This window comes from Denitratisoma sp., assembly GCA_032027165.1.
Lineage (GTDB): Bacteria > Pseudomonadota > Gammaproteobacteria > Burkholderiales > Rhodocyclaceae > Desulfobacillus.
In genome coordinates, this window is sequence record JAVSMO010000001.1 from 1,790,006 (window position 1) to 1,810,450 (window position 20,445).

Annotated in this window: 19 protein-coding genes and 1 tRNA gene; 5 read left to right on the top strand and 15 right to left on the bottom strand. The window is 64.9% G+C overall.

All coding sequences use genetic code 11. From position 1 onward, the window contains the following. Nucleotides 1–285 precede the first annotated feature (285 nt). Nucleotides 286–1,086 carry a hypothetical protein gene (locus ROZ00_08840; GenBank protein ID MDT3736317.1) on the bottom strand — a complete coding sequence of 267 codons (801 nt, stop codon included), beginning with the start codon at nucleotides 1,084–1,086 and terminating at the stop codon, nucleotides 286–288. A 316-nt stretch (nucleotides 1,087–1,402) separates the two neighbouring features. On the opposite strand from ROZ00_08840, the gene ROZ00_08845 reads away from it, so the two are divergent. Both ROZ00_08845 and ROZ00_08850 read left to right on the top strand, forming a co-directional pair. Continuing rightward, the gene (locus ROZ00_08845; protein MDT3736318.1) at nucleotides 1,403–2,512 is read left to right on the top strand and encodes a YjgN family protein; all 1,110 of its coding nucleotides are present in this window, start codon (nucleotides 1,403–1,405) and stop codon (nucleotides 2,510–2,512) included. Then, nucleotides 2,509–3,546, top strand: coding sequence for a M48 family metallopeptidase (locus ROZ00_08850; GenBank protein ID MDT3736319.1), 1,038 nt, complete (start codon nucleotides 2,509–2,511; stop codon nucleotides 3,544–3,546). Before ROZ00_08845 ends, ROZ00_08850 begins: the two co-directional genes overlap by 4 nt. Here ROZ00_08850 and ROZ00_08855 read toward each other — a convergent pair. The 14 genes from ROZ00_08855 to ROZ00_08920 all read right to left on the bottom strand — a co-directional run bounded on the left by ROZ00_08855 (nucleotide 3,543) and on the right by ROZ00_08920 (nucleotide 17,792). Beyond that, nucleotides 3,543–5,102 (bottom strand): cytochrome D1 domain-containing protein, encoded by a 1,560-nt coding sequence (locus ROZ00_08855; GenBank protein MDT3736320.1) that lies wholly within the window; start codon nucleotides 5,100–5,102, stop codon nucleotides 3,543–3,545. The genes ROZ00_08850 and ROZ00_08855 overlap by 4 nt on opposite strands. Then, nucleotides 5,099–6,241, bottom strand: coding sequence for a heme d1 biosynthesis radical SAM protein NirJ (nirJ, locus tag ROZ00_08860; protein MDT3736321.1), 1,143 nt, complete (start codon nucleotides 6,239–6,241; stop codon nucleotides 5,099–5,101). Before nirJ ends, ROZ00_08855 begins: the two co-directional genes overlap by 4 nt. Nucleotides 6,242–6,243: 2 nt before the next feature. Then, on the bottom strand, nucleotides 6,244–6,732 hold the full coding sequence (locus ROZ00_08865; GenBank protein MDT3736322.1) for an AsnC family transcriptional regulator: 489 nt from the start codon (nucleotides 6,730–6,732) through the stop codon (nucleotides 6,244–6,246). Continuing rightward, entirely contained in the window at nucleotides 6,732–7,175 is a 444-nt protein-coding gene (locus ROZ00_08870) for an AsnC family transcriptional regulator (protein ID MDT3736323.1), read from the bottom strand. The genes ROZ00_08865 and ROZ00_08870 overlap by 1 nt, the downstream gene beginning before the upstream one ends. Further along, nucleotides 7,168–8,160, bottom strand: a complete 993-nt coding sequence (locus ROZ00_08875; protein MDT3736324.1) for an Lrp/AsnC family transcriptional regulator — start codon at nucleotides 8,158–8,160, stop codon at nucleotides 7,168–7,170. The genes ROZ00_08870 and ROZ00_08875 overlap by 8 nt, the downstream gene beginning before the upstream one ends. 8 nt (nucleotides 8,161–8,168) lie before the next feature. After that, nucleotides 8,169–9,338, bottom strand: coding sequence for a cytochrome D1 domain-containing protein (locus ROZ00_08880; protein MDT3736325.1), 1,170 nt, complete (start codon nucleotides 9,336–9,338; stop codon nucleotides 8,169–8,171). Next, entirely contained in the window at nucleotides 9,338–9,679 is a 342-nt protein-coding gene (locus tag ROZ00_08885; GenBank protein ID MDT3736326.1) for a cytochrome c, read from the bottom strand. The genes ROZ00_08880 and ROZ00_08885 overlap by 1 nt, the downstream gene beginning before the upstream one ends. 130 nt (nucleotides 9,680–9,809) lie before the next feature. Further along, a complete protein-coding gene (locus ROZ00_08890; GenBank protein MDT3736327.1) occupies nucleotides 9,810–11,537 on the bottom strand; it encodes a cytochrome D1 domain-containing protein in 1,728 nt (575 codons plus the stop codon). Nucleotides 11,538–11,676: 139 nt separating this feature from the next. Next, nucleotides 11,677–13,449: a 4Fe-4S binding protein gene (locus ROZ00_08895; protein ID MDT3736328.1), complete on the bottom strand. Its 1,773-nt coding sequence runs from the start codon at nucleotides 13,447–13,449 to the stop codon at nucleotides 11,677–11,679. 163 nt (nucleotides 13,450–13,612) lie between these two features. After that, complete coding sequence (locus ROZ00_08900) at nucleotides 13,613–13,948, bottom strand: cupredoxin domain-containing protein (GenBank protein MDT3736329.1); 336 nt, start codon at nucleotides 13,946–13,948, stop codon at nucleotides 13,613–13,615. 83 nt (nucleotides 13,949–14,031) lie between these two features. Next, a complete protein-coding gene (locus tag ROZ00_08905; GenBank protein ID MDT3736330.1) occupies nucleotides 14,032–14,895 on the bottom strand; it encodes an ethylbenzene dehydrogenase-related protein in 864 nt (287 codons plus the stop codon). Between the two features lie 74 nt (nucleotides 14,896–14,969). Further along, on the bottom strand, nucleotides 14,970–15,566 hold the full coding sequence (locus ROZ00_08910; protein MDT3736331.1) for a NapC/NirT family cytochrome c: 597 nt from the start codon (nucleotides 15,564–15,566) through the stop codon (nucleotides 14,970–14,972). Between the two features lie 82 nt (nucleotides 15,567–15,648). Then, the gene (locus ROZ00_08915; GenBank protein ID MDT3736332.1) at nucleotides 15,649–17,352 is read right to left on the bottom strand and encodes a cytochrome D1 domain-containing protein; all 1,704 of its coding nucleotides are present in this window, start codon (nucleotides 17,350–17,352) and stop codon (nucleotides 15,649–15,651) included. A 353-nt stretch (nucleotides 17,353–17,705) separates the two neighbouring features. Beyond that, a tRNA-Leu gene (locus ROZ00_08920) sits at nucleotides 17,706–17,792 on the bottom strand. A gap of 107 nt (nucleotides 17,793–17,899) precedes the next feature. On the opposite strand from ROZ00_08920, the gene queA reads away from it, so the two are divergent. The 3 genes from queA to yajC all read left to right on the top strand — a co-directional run bounded on the left by queA (nucleotide 17,900) and on the right by yajC (nucleotide 20,420). Then, entirely contained in the window at nucleotides 17,900–18,940 is a 1,041-nt protein-coding gene (queA, locus tag ROZ00_08925) for a tRNA preQ1(34) S-adenosylmethionine ribosyltransferase-isomerase QueA (GenBank protein MDT3736333.1), read from the top strand. Beyond that, nucleotides 18,930–20,027 (top strand): tRNA guanosine(34) transglycosylase Tgt, encoded by a 1,098-nt coding sequence (gene tgt / locus ROZ00_08930; GenBank protein MDT3736334.1) that lies wholly within the window; start codon nucleotides 18,930–18,932, stop codon nucleotides 20,025–20,027. Before queA ends, tgt begins: the two co-directional genes overlap by 11 nt. Before the next feature lie 63 nt (nucleotides 20,028–20,090). Further along, nucleotides 20,091–20,420 (top strand): preprotein translocase subunit YajC, encoded by a 330-nt coding sequence (yajC, locus tag ROZ00_08935; protein ID MDT3736335.1) that lies wholly within the window; start codon nucleotides 20,091–20,093, stop codon nucleotides 20,418–20,420. Nucleotides 20,421–20,445: the final 25 nt, after the last annotated feature.

Below are 20,445 nucleotides of genomic sequence, written 5' to 3' on the forward strand. Positions count from 1 at the left end.
CGTTCCACCCTCACGCGCTTGCAACGAGACTGATCGCCCATCATGGCAAACAGGGTCGCACCCGCACGGATTGACGCCGATAACTCTGCCGGCAGCGTACCGCTTGCCGCTTGTACCGATTGGCGCACCGTGAGCAGATTCCATGTCGGCACGGGCCAACGAGAGCCCACTTACGATGCCGGATATACGACTGCATGCGCCATCCTGCCGCCACAAACATCGATCAGTCGGTTGCTTTTGCGGGGGAGTCCATATACGCAGGGTTATGCCACAGGGGGAATGACGTCACTTGGTCGCCCAGTCGATGATTGTTGGTAGCTTCACGAGACCGGCCTGCACCGCAGTGAGGAAGGCGACGGCATAGGCAAGCCAAAATGTTCGCCACTGCATCTTGACGTTCTCGGTGTGCTTGCGTTCCTGTTCTTCGTATTCTTCGATCGTCTTCAGCGCGCGGCCGGCAACGATGTACTTGTAGTTGATCTTCTTCAAATCACCTGTCTCAACCAGCGACTCAAGATAGAACTCAAGGCGTTGTTGCTGCTGTTCGCCGTCGGGGTGTAAGACCCACCGGAGCGAGTAAAGATCGGTCATAAGGTCAAGGGGTTCGCTTTCAGTTTTTCCGTCAAGCGCACGGCCAACGAGGAACTGCAAGAGTTCCATTCTCTGCTTCGTGATCAGCTTCTTCTTGTTGAAGAGGAATTGGTCAAACCTGCTGAGGGTCCGAACAACGTGAACCTTAATATATGGCCAAGCGGTAAGTCGATTCACCAGGAGATCAAGAATCCCTTGGTACTCGATGGTGGATAGGCCGTAGTAGTGGGTGATTCGAAAGTCTCTTAGAGAGAAGGAAGACAGCGGAATGCTGCGATCGATTTGGAAACGTGAGCCATTCCACTCAAGGCACTTTAGATTGTCTTGATCGATTGCCTCAACGGCAAGGTAGGGTTGATCGCCTTTATCGACCGCGACGAAAAAGCAGTTTGCCTTCTCGCCTTCCTCGCCGGAGCGCGCGACCGATGAACCGCATGGACGCGCGAAAACCGCGCGAAGTCCAAGCCTAGAAACGAAGCGACCAATGGCCTTCATGGGGCATAATGAATGAAGTAGACACCATTAAAAGGTTGCCATTAGTGGATACAAGCATCCACATATGGATACAAGTGTCTATATGTGGCAACCGCGAGTATCCATATCCGGACACCTGCGCTCCTTGTATATTCCCGCAGCCAATATACCACCAGAATATGCACGAGGCACCCGCTGCCCTCTCCCCGGCCCCCTCCCGCCTAGGCGGGGGAGGAGGAAATTCTTCCCGCCGCTATCCATTGTGCATAGGCTATACTCGCCCTTGGCCCGGACAAGGCCCGAGCAAATCGGCGCCGCAGCCGCGCCGCACGAGAACATGAACGCACCCGAACCAACAACCCTGGAAACGGCGGCAGCGCCCGCCGAACTGGCCCTGCGCTTTCACGGCCGGGCGGGCGAGTATTTCCGCATCTGGGTGGTGAACCTGTTCCTGACGCTAGCGACGCTGGGCATCTTCTCGGCGTGGGCGAAGGTGCGCAAGAAGCGCTACTTCTACTCGCACACGACGCTCGACGGCACGCCCTTCCAGTACCTCGGCCAGCCGATCCCCATCCTCAAGGGGCGCATCGTCGCCGCAGTGCTGTTCGTCTTCTACTATTTCACCAGCCACTTCTTCACCGCGCTGCTGCCCTACGTGCTGGTCGCCGGCGCGCTGCTGGCGCCGTGGGTGGTGGCCGGCTCGGCGGCCTTCAACGCGCGCTACTCGGCCTACCGCAACATGACCTTCGCCTTCGACCGCGACTACCGCGCGGCCTTCCGGGCGGTCACCTTCAGCGGCCTGCTGGTGGCGGCGGCGGTGGGGCTGGGCTACGCCACGCACAGCAACAAYCCSATSCTSGCCGGSGCSATGTTCGGCATCTTCGGYCTGATCTTTCCCTGGTGGCAGCGGCGCACCAAGGCCTTCMTMGTCGGCAACATGAGCTTCGGCGACCACCGYGGCGAYTTCTCGGCGAAGGGCGGGCAGTTCTTCCGCATCTACTTCRTCGCCGGCCTGRTSCTGTCSGGMRTCGGCATGCTGACGGCGCTGYTCGGCGGCRTSCTSACGGCSGCCTTCAAGAATCCGATGCTGTCGATGGCCGCCTTCCTGCTGCCGATCTACCTCGGCTACGTGCTGGCCTTCGCCTATGCCCAGGCCAAGGTCGGCAACCTGGTGTGGAACAGCACGCGGCTCGGCCCGCTGCGCTTCGCGTCGACGCTGAGCGGGCGCGGGCTGGCGAAGCTGTATGTGGTGAACGCGCTGGCGATCATCGCCTCGGCCGGGCTGCTGATTCCCTGGGCGGTGATGCGCACCCTGGCCTACCGCGTGAGCTGCATGAAGGTGCTGCCGGAAGGCGACCTGCGGGAGTTCGAGGGCGCGGCCGCCTCGGCGGTGCGCGCCACCGGCGCCGAGATGGGCGAGTTCTTCGACCTGGATCTCTCGCTATGACGCAGACGCTGACGGTGACGCATTACGACGGCCGCCATCCGCTCGGCGCACCGGCGACGCTGCTGTGGCGCGGGCGCGAGGCGACCCTGATCGGCGCCAGCGTGGCGGCGCGCTACGCGCTGGGCACGCTGCGCGTCTCGCCGCGCGTGGGCGCGGCCGACCGCTTCATCGCCCTGCCCGACGGCGGCCAGCTGCAGTGCGCCGACGGCCCGCTGCTCGACGCCCTGCCGCAGGAGAGCCGCTCGGAAGGCGCGGTGGCCTGGCTGGAGCGCCAGTGGGGCGTGGCGCTGGTCGCGCTGGTGGCGCTGATCGGCGGCCTCGCGGCCCTCTACCAGTACGGGCTGCCGGTGCTGGCGGACGGCATGGCGGAGCGGGTGCCGATCGAGTATGAAGTGCGCCTCGGCAAGCACGCCCTGCAGTGGCTGGACGACAACCGGATGCTGCAGCCGAGCAAGCTGGAGTTGAAGAAGCAGGCGGTCCTGCGCGAGGGCTTCGCCCGCCTCGGCCAGGGATTGCCGCAGGCGGCGCACCTGCAGCTCGCCTTCCGCGCCGCGCCCGGCATCGGCCCGAACGCGCTCGCCCTGCCCGGCGGCACCATCGTCCTCACCGACGAACTGGTGGCGCTGTCGCAGACGCCGGACGAGGTGCTGGCGGTGCTGGCGCACGAGATCGGCCACGTCGAGCGGCGCCATGCCCTGCGCCAGCTGCTGCAGGGCTCGGCGACGGCCGCCATCGCCGCCACGCTGGCGGGCGACGCGGCGACGATGAGCACGGCGGTGGCCGGCTTTCCGGTGCTGCTGGCGCAGACGAAGTATTCGCGGGATTTCGAGTCGGAGGCCGACGACTACGGCTTCCGGCTGATGAAGGCGAAGGGCATCTCGCCGAACGCCTTCGCCGACATCATGGGGCGGATGTCCTCCGCCAGTGCCAGCTGCGGCGAGGGGGAAGCGGAAGCGGATCCGTCCTCGGGCTTCCTGTCCACCCACCCGGTGACGCAGGAGCGCATCGCCAAGGCGCGGGCGGCGGCGAATTAGTGGCTGGTGCCCTCGGAACGGGTGATCTTGTTCCAGACGTTGTACTTGCCGACCGGCTTCTTCGCCGGGATGCGCTTGACTTCCTTCAGCGTGGCGGCGTCGAAGACGATGAGGGCACCGTCGTTCTCCCACAGGCTGGCCAGCGCGTATTTGCCGTCCTTGGTGAACTCGATGTGGGCCAGGGTCTTGCCCGGCACGGGCCTGAGCTGGGCGGCGACTTCCAGCGTCTGCTTGTCGATCACCGTCAGCGTGTCCTTGTTTTCCCGGCTCATCATGGAGTCCACCCAGGCGTAGCGCGAGTTCTCGTGGCTGCGCATGAAGAAGCCGGGGCCCGGCGTCTTGATCTGCTTGATGGTCTTCCAGGTCTTCATGTCGATGATGCTGACGACGCCTTCCTTCAGGTTCGGCGTCGCCATGACGCGGCGGCCCTGCCAGTCCCAGGTGATGCCGGAGCCGAGGTGCGGCATGCCGGGCAGGTCGAGCGTGGCGATGCTGCGGCGGACATCCAGGTGCACCACCTGCCCCTTGCCGGCTTCCCGGCTCGCGCCCATCACCTCGTTGTAGTCCTGCGTGAAGAAGAAGTCGTCGAGGTAGTCGTCGAGGATCGAGCGCCGCGGGTTGAGGAAGCCCGGGATGAAGGCGCCCTCGCGGTACTGGAAGTCGTGGATCATGCCGGCGGGAATCTCCGGCGACTTCGGGTCGTAGCTGATCTCCCAGGCCTCCTTGACGTCCTTCAGTGCCGCGACGAAGCTGTGGCGCGGCTCGGCGGTGTACACGGCGGAGACGCGCGAGCTCTGCTTGCCGTCCTTGTCGCGCACGGCGTGGATCTTCAGCGGGTTCAGGTCGGCGTCGAGGATGACCAGGCTGTGCGGCAGGTAGTTGGCGACGGCCACGTATTTGCCGTCGCCGGAGACGGCGGCGTTGCGCGTGTTGATGCCGGCGCGCACCTCGGCCACCACCTTCAGGCTCCAGATGTCGAACTTCGAGATCCAGCCGTCGCGCGAGGCGAAGAAGACGTAGCGCCCGTCCGGCGTGAACTTCGGCCCGCCGTGCAGGGCGAAGCGCGAGGGAAAGCGGTGGATCGGCTCGAGCTTGTCGCCGTCGAGCAGCGTGACGTGGTGGTCGCCGCCTTCCACCACGATGAAGAGGTTCATCATGTCGGCGGCGAACTGCGGCTTGTCGGGCAGCGTGCCGGGGGCGTGATGCACGATGCGCGAGGCGCGGATCTCCGCCTCGCCCCACTGCGGCATCGGCACCGGCGTGTAGATGTAGTCGGCGAGCGCCTTGATCTCCTCGGGCTTGAGCACGTCCTTGAAGGCCGGCATCTGCACGGCGGCGCGGCTGTCGCGGATCATCGCGGCGGCGGCGTCCTTCCTCAGGCGCGAAAGGTTCTCCGGCAACAGCGCCGGGCCCATCAGGCCGAAGCGGTCGGCGCCATGGCATTCCGAACAATGCTTGCGGTAGAGCTCGGGCGCCGGCTCGGCGGCAAGGGTTGGCAGCGCCGGTACGGCCAGCAACAGCGGCAGCAGGCCGCGCAGGATGAATCCGTATTTCATGAGATGCCGATTTCCTCGTCGGTGAGATAGCAGCCCGGGTCTTCCGCCCAGGGGTCGCCGGTGAGCTGCTGGGCGCGCACGCGGGTGTTGCCGTCGCAGATGTCGAAGTGCAGGCAGGCGCCGCAGCGGCCGCCGACCTTGCGCGGCTTGGCCTTGAGGCCGGCCATGATCGGATCGGAGACATCCACCCAGATTTCCGAGAAGGGCCGCTCGCGCACGTTGCCCAGGGTGTGGTGCCACCACATGGTGTCGGGGTGCACGTTGCCGAGGTTGTCGATGTTGGCGACGTTCACGCCGGAGGAATTGCCGCCCCACTGCGCGAGCTTGGCGCGGAGGTGCGCCGCCCGGTCGGGGAAGTGCTTCGCCACCCAGTGCAGGAAGTACACGCCGTCGGCGTCGTTGTTGCCGGTGGTGAACTCCTTGTTCAATCCGCGCTGCTGGTACTCCCAGCAGGTGTCGAAGAGGAGATCCATGGCCTGGCGCGTCATCTGGTGGTGGGCGTCGTCCTTGCGGTTCTTGTTGCCGCGGCCGGCATAGTTGAGGTGCGAGAAGTAGAAGCGGTCGATGCCCTCGTCCTCGACCAGTTTCAGCAGCCCCGGCAGGTCGTGGGCGTTGTCCTGCGTCATGGTGAAGCGCACGCCGATCTTGAGGCCGGCGTCGCGGCAGAGGCGGATGCCGTGCAGGGACTTCTCGAAGGCGCCCTGCATGCGGCGGAACTTGTCGTGCGTCTCGCGGATGCCGTCGAGGCTGACGCCGACGTAGTTAAAGTCAGTCTCCGCGATGCGGCGGATGTTGGATTCGTCGATCAGCGTGCCGTTGGAGGAGAGGCCGACGTAGAAGCCCAGGCCCTTGGCGCGCTGCGCGATGTCGAAGATGTCTGGCCGCAGCAGCGGCTCGCCGCCGGAGAGGATCAGCACCGGCACGCGGAAGCGCTTGAGGTCGTCCATCACGCCGTAGACCTCCTGCGTACTCAATTCGCCGGGGAAATCCTTGTCGGCGGAGATCGAGTAGCAGTGCTTGCAGGTGAGGTTGCAGCGGCGGATCAGGTTCCAGATCACCACCGGCCCGGGCGGATTGCGCTTCTCGCCCAGCGGCGTCGGATGGGCGATCTCTTCCATGTACTGCGAGATTCTGAACATGATCAGCTTCCGATGCGCAGGCCGGTCTTCTTCAGAATCCGGCTGCTGTAGAGCACATCGTGGGCGCGGCAGTCGACACCGAGCAGCGCCTCGATCTGCTTCACCTGCGCCTCGACCTCGTCGCGGCTCTTGCCATGCACCATGGCGAACAGGTTGTAGGGCCACAGCGGCAAGGCGCGCGGGCGATGGTAGCAGTGGGTGACGAAGGGCAATTGCCCGACCTGCTCGCCCAGCGCGTCGATCCGTTCGTCGGGCACGTCCCACACGCTCATGCCGTTGGCGGTGTAGCCGAGGGCGTAGTGGTTGGGCACGGCGCCGATGCGGCGGATGATGCCGCCCTCCAGCAGGCGGCGCAGGCGTACCATCACCTCCTCCGCCGCCAGACCGAGCTGTTCGGCAAGCGCGTGATAGGGCCGCGGCACCAGCGGCAGGCCGCCCTGGGTGGCCACGATCAGGCGGCGGTCGTCCGCATCGAGAGTCAGGCTGTCCATCACGCCGCCAGCTTCATTTCCACGAAATACTCTTTCAGCTTGGGAAAGGCGTAGACCTGCAATCCCGTCGCGCGTTCGATCTTCTCGATGGCGGCGGGGATGCCTTCCGGCGTCTCGGTGGCCAGCACGAACCACATGTTGAGGGTGTGCTCGCGGCGGTAGTTGTGCGCCACCTCGGACAGGGCATTCACCTGCTCCGCCACGCGTTCGTAATCGGCCTCCGGCACGGCCAGCGCCGCCAGCACGAAGGCGCCGCCCATGCGCTCGACCTGAAACATCGGGCCGAAGCGCGTCAGCGTCTTCGATTCCAGCATGCGCTGCAGGCGGGCGATCAGTTCGGCTTCCGCCAGGCCGAGCTTGTCCGCCACCTCGCGGTAGGGCTCGTCGCTGATCGGAAAGCCGCCCTGCAGGGCATTGACGATGGCGCGGTCGAGCTCATCCATGGGCGGCTTCGGCCTGCGGGATGTAATGGGCGCCGCGCTGCTTGAAGCGGCGCCGCGAGAAGAGTACGGCGTACGGCACCTGCGTCAGGCCTAGGCGCTCGCGCAGGCGGGCGGCGGCGGCCTCGACCTCGCCGCGGGCGCGGCCGTGGATCATGCAGAACAGGTTGTAGGGCCATTCCGGCGCGTGACGGCGGCGGCGGTAGCACAGCGTCACTTCCGGCTCGGCGGCGAGCAGGCTGCCGACGCGCTCGACGTCCTCGTCCGGCAGGTCCCAGACGACCATGGCGTTGGCGGTGTAGCCGAGCTCATGGTGGCGCACGACGACGCCGAAGCGCTTGATCAGCCCCTCGCCGCGCCAGCGCTTGAGCGTGGCGATGACTTCCTGCTCGTCGAGGCCGGCCTGCTCGCCGAGGCGGGCGAAGGGCTGCGGCACCAGTTCCAGGCCGTGCTGCAGGGCGCCCATCAGCTTCTGCTCGGGCAAAGTCAGTTCGCGCAGGTCGCCGGCCTCGATGCGGCGCGTGGTGCACGGCGCCTTGCAGACGCCGGCGAGGTCGAAACCGAGGTCGATGTAGAACTCGTGCTCGAGCGGCAGGGAGATGACCTTGCAGCCGGTGTCGCGCTCGACGGCGGCCAGCGCCTCGTTCAGGTGCGCCTCGTCGCGCGCGGTGACGACGAACCACAGGTTGTAGCGGTGCTCGCGCTCGTAGTTGTGGTTGACCTCGGGCCGGGCGCTGACGCGCGCGGCGATCTCTTCGAGTTTCTCGGGCGGCGCCGCCAGCGCGGCCAACGTGCTGGCGCCGACGCGGCGCGGCGCGAAGACGGCGCCGACGCGGCTGACCACGCCCTCGCCGCGCAGGCGCTGCAGGGCGGCCAGAACGGTTTCTTCGTCCGTGCACAGCCGCCAGGCGATCTCCGCGAAGGGCTGCGGCTCCAGCGGAAAGTCGCGCTGGAATTCGTTGATCAGGCGGAAGTCGAGGGAGTCCATAGGGTCCGCTAGAATCCGGTGCGCGCAGCGCGGCTGGTGAAGAAGATGCCCGAGGGGTTCTGCACCGGCAGCTCCGTCAGCCTGGCGAAGCTGGCGGTGTCGTACACCACGACGCGGTTGTCGTCGCGCGCCGAGATCCAGACATGCTCGCCGCGCGGCGTGAACTCCATGTGCAGCACGGCCTTGCCGGGCGCGAGCGTCTGCACGACTTTCTGCTCGAGCGTGTCGATGACCTGCACCTGGCCGTAGTCGGGGAAGGCGAAGTTCACCCAGACCTGGCGGCCGTCCGGCCGCGCCATGACGAACACCGGCTGGCCCTTGACGGAAATGCGGCCGACTTCCTGCCATGTCGTGGTGTCCACCACCAGCACTTCGTGCCTGCCGATGGCGGGCAGGTAGGCGCGCCCGCCGGCGACCGCCCAGCCGCGCAGGTGCGGCATCTTGAACACCGGCAGCTTCTCGGTGCCCTTGCCGTAGTTGGCGAGGATCTTCTTCGCGCCCTGCTCCGGCTTCCACAGGTCGACCAGGGCGAGGCCATCCTCGCCGAAGAGTCCCGCGATGTAGTGGCGTCCGTTCGGCGTCACCAGGCCGTCGTAGGGCTGGTTGCCGATGTTGCTGAACTTCGTGACTTTGGGTTCGCGCGGCGTCGACAGATCGGCAACCCAGATCTCGCCGGCTTCGAACAGCGCGTAGGCGAACCGGTTGCCCGGCACGTCGGCAAGGCCGACCACCTTGGCGCGCTGCTTGCCGTCGCCGAAGGTCGCGGGAATGTCGGCAAGGAGCTCCAGCGTTTCGGCATCGAATACCTTCACGCCCCCGGGCTGATAGTTCTGCGCGGCAACCAGGCGGCCGTCCTGCGAGATGGCGCCGCCGATGGAATTGCCGGCCTGGATGATGCGCTTGGCGATCTTGCGCTCGAGCAGGTCGACCTTGGTCAGTCCGCCGTCACGGCCAAAGACGTAAGCGTAGCGGCCGTCGCGCCCATACACGGCGGAGGCGTGCGAGAGGTCGCCCAACCCTTCGACGCGGCCGAGGATGGCGCGGGCGCTGGTGTCGACCACGGCGACGCTGCCGCTGGCGCGCTCGATGACGATGCCGAGGTCGCCGGTGCCGCGCAAGGCGGGCGAGGCGCAGGCGGACAGCAGGAGGGCGGCAAGAATGGAAAGCAGGGATTTCATCAGCGGGTCTCTTCGGGAAAGCCTTGGGTCAACTGGCGCACGATCCAGTCGGCCTCGGCCTCGTTCATGAAGGCACTCCAGGGCGGCATCGGCGTGCCCGGACGGCCAAGGAGCACAGTATACCGGAGCGACTCCGCCGGCTTGTCGCGCAGCGTCTCGGGCAATAGCGGCGGACCGAGGCCGCCCTTCAGGGTCAGGCCGTGGCAGGAGCCGCAATCCTGCCGCACCATGCGCACCAGCTCGCGCATGCGTTCGGGCGAGGGATCGGCGGCGGATGCGGCCGCAGGTGCCAGCAGGCATAAAAACAGGGCGGCAAGCGCCCTGTCGGGAAAGCGGGCCATGTCGATAGGACAAGTGATGGTTGCTTGTCAGGATGCCTGTCGCCCGCCTGCGATGCGTTGATTTTTGTCAAAGCCCGAAAAAAAACGGGGGCCCGCAGGCCCCCGCTGGATCGGCTTGCGCCGGGTCAGATCAATACACGTCCTTCTGGGTGTTGTAGACGTTGAACTTGCCGGTCGGCGTGATCAGCTTCGGATCCTTGATGACGGCCTTCAGCTTGCGCGTCTTGTCGTCGACCACCACGATGGCGGACTGCTGGTTCTTGGCGCTCCACACCGAGAACCACACCTCGTCGCCGGCCTTGTTGTACTCGGGCTGGACGACGCGCTTGGCGCCCTCGCCCAAGCCGGCCCACTCGGCGATCGGCAGGACCTCGAAGCCCTTGTCGAGGGCGTTGATGTCGTAGACCGCGATCGACTGGCTGACCTTGGCATCCGGGTTCAGGGTGGTGTCGACCCACAGGTTCTTCGACTTCGGATGGGTCTTGATGAACAGCGAGCCGCCGCCCTGGCCCTTCAGCGTCTGCACCACTTTCCAGGCGTTCGCCTTGTGGCCCTTCGGATCGGTGCCGATCAGGCTGACGGTCTCGTCGCCGAGGTGGCTGGTCGCCCAGACGGGGCCGAACTTCGGATGCTTGAAGTTGGCGCCGCGGCCCGGGTGCGGGATCTTGCCGACGTTGACGATGGCCTCGAGCTTGCTCTTGACGGTATCGACGACGACGAYCTTGTCCGACTGGTTGGCGGCCATCATGACGTAGCGCTGCGAGGACTCCCARCCGCCGTCATGCAGGAAGCGGGCGGTGGCGATCTCGGTGACCTTCAGGTTGTTGAGGTCCGAGTAGTCGGCCATCATGACCTTGCCGGTCTCCTTGACGTTCACCACGAACTCCGGCTTGTGATGGCTCGCCACGATGGCGGCCACGCGCGGCTCGGGGTGGTACTCCTGGGTGTCGACCGTCATGCCGCGGGTGGCGACGATCTTCAGCGGCTCCAGCGTGTCGCCCTTCATGATGACGAACTGGGGCGGCCAGTAGGTGCCGGCTACGGCGTACTTGTCCTCGTAGCCCTTGTACTTCGAGGTCTCGACGGAGCGCGCCTCGAGGCCGACCTTGATGGTCGACACCACGGCGGGTTTCTCCATCCACAGGTCGATCATGTCGATGCGGGCGTCGCGGCCGATCACGAACAGATAGCGGCCGGAAGCCGACATGCGCGAGATGTGCACCGCGTAGCCGGTGTCGATGACGCTGACGATCTTCTTGGAGTCGCCGTCGATGAGGGCGATCTGGCCGGCGTCGCGCAGGGTGACCGAGAAGAGGTTCTCCAGCTTGAGATTGTTCATCTTCTTGGCCGGGCGCTTCTCGGGCGCCACATGCACCTTCCATGCGGCCTTCATTTCCTTGAGGCCGAACTCCGGCGGTTGCGGAGGCTCATGCTGCAGGAAGCGGGCCATCAGGTCGACGTCCTTCTCGGACAGTTCGCCGGAGGTCTGCCAGTTCGGCATGCCGGCCGGCGTGCCGTAGGCGATGAAGACCTTCAGGTATTCGGTGCCCTTCGGCAGGGTGATGTCGGGTGTAAGCGGCTTGCCGGTGGCGCCCTTACGGAGCACGCCGTGGCAGCCGGCGCAACGCTCGAAATAGATCTGCTTGGCGCGGGCGAATTCCTCGGAAGTGACCGGGGGCGCCTTCGGCGTCACGGTTTCCTTGGCCTCCTCCGGCTTGATCGGCACGGCGGCGCCCTTGTAGCGCAGTTCCTCTTCGGGTGTGCCCGGATGGACCGGTTTCGATTGCGCCCAGCTGAGCCCGGGCAGAGCGGCCAACAGGGAAACTCCCAAGGCCATTACGAGTTTACGGCTTTGCATCGACTTTCTCCCTAACGTGAATAAGCAGCCTTAATTCTGCAAAGCATTAAAATTCATGGGGGTAATGCGAGCCTTGATTTGGGTCAAGATGGGTGCGTTTAACTCTTTGATATTTCTCAATATTTGCGTATGACATTTATCAATGTTTACCCGTCCCCTCCATGCCGGCCGCATTGCTTTCAGAGACAACCACAGATCCTAAGGGGTTATTGCCCCCCGCTTCCTGGCCGCGCACCAACTGCTGTTCGCGGCGCTTGCGCCGGTCGATCAAAGGCAGGCAGACCTTGTCGTTGTAGTAGATGACCTGGCAGTCCAGGCAGTAATGGCATTCATTGGCGTTGATCTCGCCGGTCGGCCGGACGGCCCGCACCGAGCAGCGGTTGGCGCAGACCTGGCAGGGCTTGCCGCATTCCTTGCGCCGCCGCAGCCACCATTCGAACAGCCGGAAGCGCCCGGGAATGGCCAGCGCCGCCCCCAGAGGACAGAGGTATTTGCAGTAGAACTTGCGGTTCACCGCCGCCAGTCCGATCAGTGCGATCGCGTAGAGGACATATTCCCATTCCCGCTGGAAGCGCATGGCGATGACCGTCTTGAACGGCTCGATCTCGGCGTACCAGGCGGCCTGGGCGATCGACTGCAGGGAGACGCCGAACAGGAGGATCAGGACGATGTACTTGAGCGCGACCAGCCGCTCATGGACGGCGTCGCTGAACTCGATCTCCGGCAGCTTCAGCTTGCGCGCCGCGATCAGGATCAGCTCCTGCAGGGCGCCGAACGGGCACAACCAGCCGCAGTAGACGCCGCGCCCCCACAGCAGCAGGGTCATGGCGACGAAGGACCAGAGGATGAACAGCATCGGATCGATGAGGAAATGTTCCCATCGGAAACCGCTCATGACGGAACCGGTGAACGTCAGGACGTTGATCACCGACAGCTGGGCGAGGCCATACCAGCCGATGAAGAACAGGGTGTAGACGTGGAAGGCGTTGCGGACGTAATTCAGAAGATTCGGATGACGCGCCAGCCAATCCTGGAAGATCAGGATGGTGAAGAGCACCGACAGCCCGACCACCAGGACGCCGATCTCGAAAGCGCGGTTCTGCCAGATGGCGATCCAGACCGGCTCCTCCTGCGGCGGCGTCCACGTGCCCGGCTTCGCCGGCGGAGGCGAGATGGCCTGTGGCGGGAATTCGTGCGAAAGCGGCACTGCGCCGTGCACCGGGCGCGGGGTCGCTGCCGGTTTCCTTTCCTGTCTGGCGGGTTTCGTCGGCGTCTCGGCCGCAGTCGCTGCCGGGGCCGGCAAGTCTGCTGCCTTCGGCCGGACCTGCCGCTCTGGAGGGGCGTCAGGGACCGAAGGAGACGCCGGGGCTGCCACTCCGCTCGCGGGAACCGTCGCCGGCGCTGCTGCAGCGTCCTCCTTGGGGGGCGGCGGCAGTCCGGGATGGCGAATGCCGCGCGCCTCTGCCACCATCCTGGCGGAACGCATCACCGTGGCGTTCTCGACCATGACGGTGATGGTGGCGCCGGTGATGCCGTCGATGGCGATGTGGCCTTCGCGCCTGGCGCCGATGATGACCTTGTCGAATGCGGACTTGCCCTCGTATTGGGCGACATAGCGGTTGAGCCGTTCCGGCGTGATGCCGACGGCGAGGATCGGCTCGTCGTGATTGACGATGGCCAGTCCGGCGATGCGTCCCTCGAGGTCAAGGCCGACCATGGTGTTGATCGGCTTGCCGGAATACGCCGGAATGCGCAGCACGTCCTCGGTGAGAAAGATATAACCGATCGGCTTGCCGCCCTTGTAGACGGCGGCGGATGGCGGCGTGCCTTCGAATCCCCCATAGGCCTCGGCATCGGGGAAGATGCTGCGCACCTGCGGATAGACGGCAGGCAGGTCGGCGGCCTGCGCCATGCCAAAGCCCAGCACAACAACACACAAGCAGAACAGCCGCGCGATCAAAATAACCTCAGCAGGTTGCCGGGATTCCAGCCCGATTGCCGGCGCAGTGTATCGGGATTGCCTGTAAAAAACAAAAGCCGCAGACGCGGCTTTTGATTAAGTTTGAAGCTGTCGGCTATTCCGTGACTTCGATTCTGCCCTTCATTTCGGGGTGCGGTCCGCAAGTATAGGGATAGCTTCCCGGCTTGTCGAAAACGCGCTGCCAGGATTCGCCGGGGAAGATCCGCTCCGACTCGAAACCGCCCGGCCCGGTGAACAGGATCGAATGGCTGGTGCGCTTTTCGTTGTTTGTCCACTTCACCGTGGTGCCGGCCTTGACCTTCAGTTCCGCCGGATCGTACTTGTACTCCCTGATGCCGACTTCAGCCGTCTGCGCCGATGCCGGCCAAGGCAGCATGGCCAGGAAAGTCAGTGCGCAGGGAACGGCGAGCAAGCGGATCGGCTTTCGCATGTGGCACCTCCTGTCAAAAAAACGGGGAGCTTCCGCTCCCCGTTTGTTCGCCTTTCGCCGGGAGAGTTCCCGGGGCCATGCACTTACTGCTTGGCCGCGGTGATGTCGGCCTTGGCGTCTATGCCCAGCGTGTAGCCGAGCGAGACATGATGGAAACGGCCGCTGGTGTGGTCGTCGTGGATGGCGAAGCCGATGTTGTAGGTCTTGCCGGCCGCCATGGCGATATCGCCCTCGCCGCCGGCGAGCTTGCGCGTGAAGGTGACGACCCACTCGTCGCCCTTCTTCTCGCCCTTGGCATCGGCCAGGGCCTTGCCGCCGTCCATCACGCGCTTGTCGGCGACGTAGCCGTCGTGCTTGGCGCCCTTGCTGGTCCACTGGATCAGGTCGTAGAACTTGCCGCCCTTGACGTCGCCGCCGACAACGTACTTGGTCTTCTTGTCGTCCTTGCCGTCGGGCATGGTGCGGGCATCCTGGTGACAGGTTTCCCAGCAGCCGGAGAGGTTGGCGCGCTCGATCTTGTTGTCCTCGAACATCACCGCCAGCTTGACCTGATTGTCCTTGTCCATCTTCTCCGCGCCGCCTGCCGGCTGCTTCCAGGAGAAGCGCAGGTACAGGTTGGTGCCGTCATGCGCGGCCTGCACCGTGACCGGAATCGAGCCGGCCTTGCCCTTGATCGGCTTCGGCTCGATCTTCTGGCCGGTTGCCATCTTCTTGCCCATGTCGGCGGCTTCCTCGTCGTGGCAGGCGGCGCAGGTCTCGCCCTTGCGCAGGCCCTTGGCGCCGCCATGCTCGGTGCCCTTGGTGATCCATTCGATCGGGGAAACGCCCGGATAGAAGATGGTGATCTTCTTGCCCGGCGCCTTGCTCCAGTCGGGGGCGGCCATTGCGGCGCCCGCACCCAACGCGAACACCAAGCCGACGGCGGAAGCGGTGATCAGTTTTTGCATGGTCAACTCCTTGGTAACAGGTAAATCGGCTATTCAAGTATAGAACGAATCGAAACTCCGGAAGATGACAGGTCTTACTCCTCGTCGTCTTCCTTCATGCCCTTGGGCTTCTGGTGGGCGATGCCCTTGTGGCAGTCGATGCAGGTCTCGCCGTCGCGCTGCGCCAGCTCGTGCTGCTTCCTCGCCCGCGGCTTCTGCACCTCGCTGTTCATGCCCTCGAAGCCGTGGCAGTTGCGGCACTCGCGCGAGTCCGACGCCTTCATGCGCCGCCATTCGTTCTGCGCCAGCTCCAGGCGCTTGGCCTCGAACTTCTCCGGCGTGTCGATGGTGCCCATCGCCTTGCCGTAGAGCTCCTTCGTGGCCTGGATCTTGCGCGCCACCTTGTGCACCCAGTCCTTCGGCACGTGGCAGTCGGAGCAGATGGCGCGCACGCCGGTGCGGTTCTGGTAATGGATGGTCTTCTTGTATTCCTGATAGACCGTGTCGCGCATCTCGTGGCAGGAGATGCAGAACTCCAGCGTATTGGTCGCCTCCATCGCGGTGTTGAAACCGCCCCAGAAGACGATGCCGGAGAAAAAGCCGACCACCAGCAGGGTCAGCAGGGAGTATTTGGCGCTGGGCTGGCGCAGTCGGCGCCAGAGGCCACCATTTGAGGAATTCGCGTCGGACATGGATCAGTCCAATCAAAAAGACTCGGTCCCAACAAACACCCGGGGGCGCTGGGCCCCCGGTATGTCTTGCTGCTTGCAGCGGTCAGTAGATGTCGTGCTGCGTGTTGTAGACGTTGAACTTGCCGGTCGGGGTGATCATCTTCGGATCGGTGATCACCTTCTTCACGGCGAGGGTCTTGTCGTCATACACCACGATGGCCGACTGGTCGGTCTTGCCGCCCCAGAGAGAGATCCAGACCTCGGAGCCATCCGCGCTGTACTCGGGATGCACGGCGCGCTTGATCGCCTTGGTCTCCGGCAGGCCGGAATCCTTGGCGACGTTGATGATCTTCTTCGGCTTGGACAGGTCCGCCATGTCCCACACCGCCACGGATTCGGCAACGGCCTTCTCCGGGTTCTGCGGCGCATCGGCCCAGAAATGCTTGGACTTCGGATGGGTCTTGACGAACAGGTTGCCCGGCACGTGCTTCATTTCCTGGACGACCTTCCAGTTGTACTGCTTGTACTGCTTGTATTTCGGATTGTCCGACGGCGTGCTGATCAGCGTCACGACATCGGCGCCGAGGTGGCCGGTCGCCCAGACGGGTCCGAATTTCGGATGCACGAAGTTGGCGCCGCGGCCCGGGTGCGGGATCTTGGCCGTGTCGATCAACGCGGCCAGCTTGCCGGTCTTGGTGTCCACTGCAGCAATCTTGTTGGAGGCGTTGGCCGCCACCAGGAAGTACCGCTTGGAGGCGTCCCAGCCGCCGTCATGCAGGAACTTGGCCGACTCGATGGTGGTGGTCTTCAGGTTCTTGATGTCGCTGTAGTCCACCAGCAGGATCTGGCCGGTTTCCTTGATGTTGACGACCCACTCCGGCTTGATCTCGGACGAGACGATCGAGGCCACGCGCGGCTCGGGGTGGTACTCGCCGTCCACCGTCATGCCGCGGGTGCTGACGACCTTGAGCGGCTTGAGGGTGTCGCCTTCCATGATCACGTACTGGGGCGGCCAGTAGGAGCCGGCAATGGCGTACTTGTCGTCGTAGCCCTTGAACTTGGAGGTATCCACCGAGCGGGCGTCGAAGCCGACCTTCAGTTCGGCCACGACCGCGGGCTTCTCCATCCACAGGTCGATCAGGCTGAGACGGCCGTCGCGGCCGATCACATACACATAGCGGCCCGACTTCGACAGGCGGGAGATGTGTACCGCGTAACCGGTCTTGACGATGCTGCGGATTTCCTTGGTGTCGCCGTCGATGAGGGCGACTTCGCCGGTATCGCGCAGGGTCACCGAGAACATGTTCTTCAGGTTGAACTTGTTCATCTGCTTGGTCGGGCGATCCTTGACCGGCACGATCACCTTCCAGGAGTCCATGGTCTCCTTGAAGCTGTACTCGGGCGGCACATCCGGCGTGGTCTGGATGTATTTCGCCATCAGGGCGATCTCTTCCTTGGTCAGGATGTCGTCGAAGTTGACCATCCCGCCCTCGGTACCGTAGCCGATGATCTTCTCGAGCCGGTTCTGGCCGAGCTTGAGCGTGCCGCCTTCCTGGGTCGATCCGTCGGGCAGCTTCTTGCTCCAGTGGGGCTCGAGGTTCTTGCCCGTCGCGCCCTTGCGCAGCACGCCGTGACAGCCGGCGCAGCGCTCGAAGTAGATCTTCTTGGCGGCCGCCTTTTCATCGGCCGTCAGCGTAGGGGCCGCCGCCGGAGCCTGTTGTGCAAAGGCGACGTTGCACAGGCCGGCCACCGCCAGAGGCAGCGCCGCCAGACGCAGGGAACCGGAAATTGAGTTGCGCTTCTTCATACTTTTCTCCCTCAACGAAGAACCAGGTAAATGGAAAGAGCCCAAAAAATATACGGCTTTTGTGCTGAGCGAAGATTCTGCCGAATAGGATCTTGCTTCCTTGATTTTTATCAAACTAAACGCACGTCTGCAGCCAAACCGAGACCATTCTCAGCATAGGTCAAGAAATGGATGTTGCGAGAAGAAAAATTGATCGGAATGGGGCTGATGGTGCCGGGAGGGGGAGTCGAACCCCCACACTGTTTCCAGCGGCGGATTTTGGCTCCGGCCGGCCTTCGGCCTTAACCTGCTGCGCAGGTTAGCCTGCGCCGCAACAAGCCGCTGCGCGGCGTGTTGTGAGTCCGCTTGAACCGTGGTGCCGGGAGGGGGAGTCGAACCCCCACACTGTTTCCAGCGGCGGATTTTGAGTCCGCTGCGTCTACCGATTCCGCCATCCCGGCCGGGGATGCGCCTTGCGGCGTTCTGCTTCTGAAGCCAACCCGCGTAGAATGGCGGGCCGTAAAGAGCCGGCATTATCCCGCATCCGGCACCCTCGAATCAAACTTAAATGCCGCTTTCCCTGGCCGATTTCGATTACGACCTGCCACCGGAACTGATTGCCCAGTTTCCGCTGCCCGAGCGCACGGCCAGCCGCCTGCTGATCGCCGACGGCGACAAGCTGGAGGATCGGCGGTTTTCCGAGATCACACGACTTTTGCGCGCCGGCGACCTGCTGGTCTTCAACGACACGCGCGTCCTGCACGCCCGCCTGCACGGCGTCAAGGACAGCGGCGGCCGGGTGGAGGTGCTGATCGAGCGCCCGATCGGCCGGCACGAGGCGCTCGCCCAGATCCGCGCCAGCCATGCGCCGTGGCCCGGCAGCCGGCTGGTGCTGGAAGGTGCGCTGGAAGTCGGCGTGGTCGCGCGCGAGGGCGCCTTCTTCCTGCTGCGCTTCCCCGGTCCCGAAGACCTGGTCGATCTCCTCGAACGGCACGGCAAGCTGCCCCTCCCACCTTATATCCAGCGCCAGCCGGAGGATGCCGACGAGGCGCGCTACCAGACGGTGTATGCGCGCAACCGCGGCTCGGTGGCGGCCCCCACGGCCGGTCTGCATTTCGACGCGCCCCTCCTGGATGCCCTGCGCGCCAAGGGGGTGGACTTCGCCTGGCTGACGCTGCATGTCGGCGCCGGCACCTTCCAGCCGGTGCGGGTCGAGGACCTGGCGCACCACCGCATGCACCGCGAGCGCTACGTGATTCCCGTAGATACCGCGAACGCCCTCGCCGCCGCCCGCACACGCGGCGGGCGAATCATCGCCGTCGGCACCACCAGTCTGCGCGCACTGGAGGCCGCCGCCCAGGAAGGCGAGATCATGGCTGGACCGGGCGAAACAGAGTTGTTCATCCTGCCCGGCTTCCGCTTCCGCACCGCCGACGCCCTCATTACCAACTTCCACCTGCCGAAGTCGACCCTGCTGATGCTGGTGTCGGCCTTCGGCGGCCTGGAGAACATGCGCCGGGCCTACGCCCATGCCGTGGCCGAACGCTACCGCTTCTTCAGCTACGGCGACGCCATGTTCATCACGCGGCATGACACCCATGAAGTTTGAGCTCCTCGCCAGCGACGGCGCCGCCCGCCGCGGCCGCCTCACCCTCGCCCACGGCAGCGTCGACACGCCGGCCTTCATGCCGGTCGGCACCTACGGCTCGGTCAAGGCCATGTCGCCCGACGAGGTGAAAGGCCTCGGCGCACAGATCGTGCTCGGCAACACCTTCCACCTCTGGCTGCGGCCGGGGCTGGAGGTCATCGCTGCCCACGGCGGGCTGCACCGCTTCATGGGCTGGGACGGGCCGATCCTCACCGACTCCGGCGGCTTCCAGGTGTTCAGCCTCGGCGCGCTGCGCAAGATCTCGGAGGAAGGCGTCAGGTTCGCCTCGCCGGTGAACGGCGACCGCCTGTTCCTGACCCCGGAGGAATCGATGCGCATCCAGCGGGTGCTGAATTCCGACATCGTCATGATCTTCGACGAATGCACGCCCTACCCCGCCACGCATGCCGAGGCGGCCAAGTCGATGCGCCTGTCCCTGCGCTGGGCCGAGCGCTCGAAGCGCGCGCACGAGGGAAATTCCAACGCCCTGTTCGGCATCGTCCAGGGCGGCATGCACGAGGATCTGCGCGACGAATCCCTCGCCGGGCTCCTGCAGATCGGCTTCGACGGCTACGCCATCGGCGGGCTCTCGGTGGGCGAACCGAAGGCCGACATGCAGCGCATCCTCGCCCACACCGCGCCAAGGCTGCCGCCGGATCGGCCGCGCTACCTGATGGGCGTCGGCACGCCGGAAGATCTGGTGAATGCCGTGGCGCAGGGCATCGACATGTTCGACTGCGTGCTGCCGACGCGCAACGCCCGCAACGGCTGGCTGTTTACCCGCCACGGCACGGTGAAGATCCGCAACGCCGCCCACGCCGCCGACACGCGACCGCTCGACGAAACCTGCCCCTGCTACACCTGCCGGAACTTCACCCGCGCCTACCTGCACCACCTGCAGCGGGTCAATGAAATCCTCGGCGCCCGCCTGAACACCCTGCACAACCTGTTCTACTACCAGCAACTGATGGCGGAGCTGCGCGAGGCCATCGCCGCCGGCCGGCTTGGGGACTATGTCGCCGCCTTCCGGGCGGCCCGGCAAAAATAGGCCGGGCCGAGCGGCCAGGCTGTTATAATTTCGCGATTTTTCAAACCTCTCACGGAGACAAACGTGCTGATTTCCAATGCCTGGGCGCAAGCGGCGCCTGCTGCCGGCGACGCGGCCGGCGGCCTGATGGGCATGCTGCCCATCCTCCTGATGTTCGTCGTGCTGTGGTTCCTCATGATCCGGCCGCAGATGAAGCGAGCCAAGGAGCACAAGGCCATGGTGGAGGCCATGCAGAAGGGCGACGAGGTGCTGACCAACGGCGGCATCGCCGGCCGCATCACCAAGGTGGGCGAAACCTACGTCGGCCTCGAGATCGCGGAGAACGTCGAGATTTCGATCCAGAAGAATGCCGTCACGGCCATCCTGCCCAAGGGCACCCTGAAAACTTTGTGAGGGGCGAGGAGTGGTGAGGCGCGGG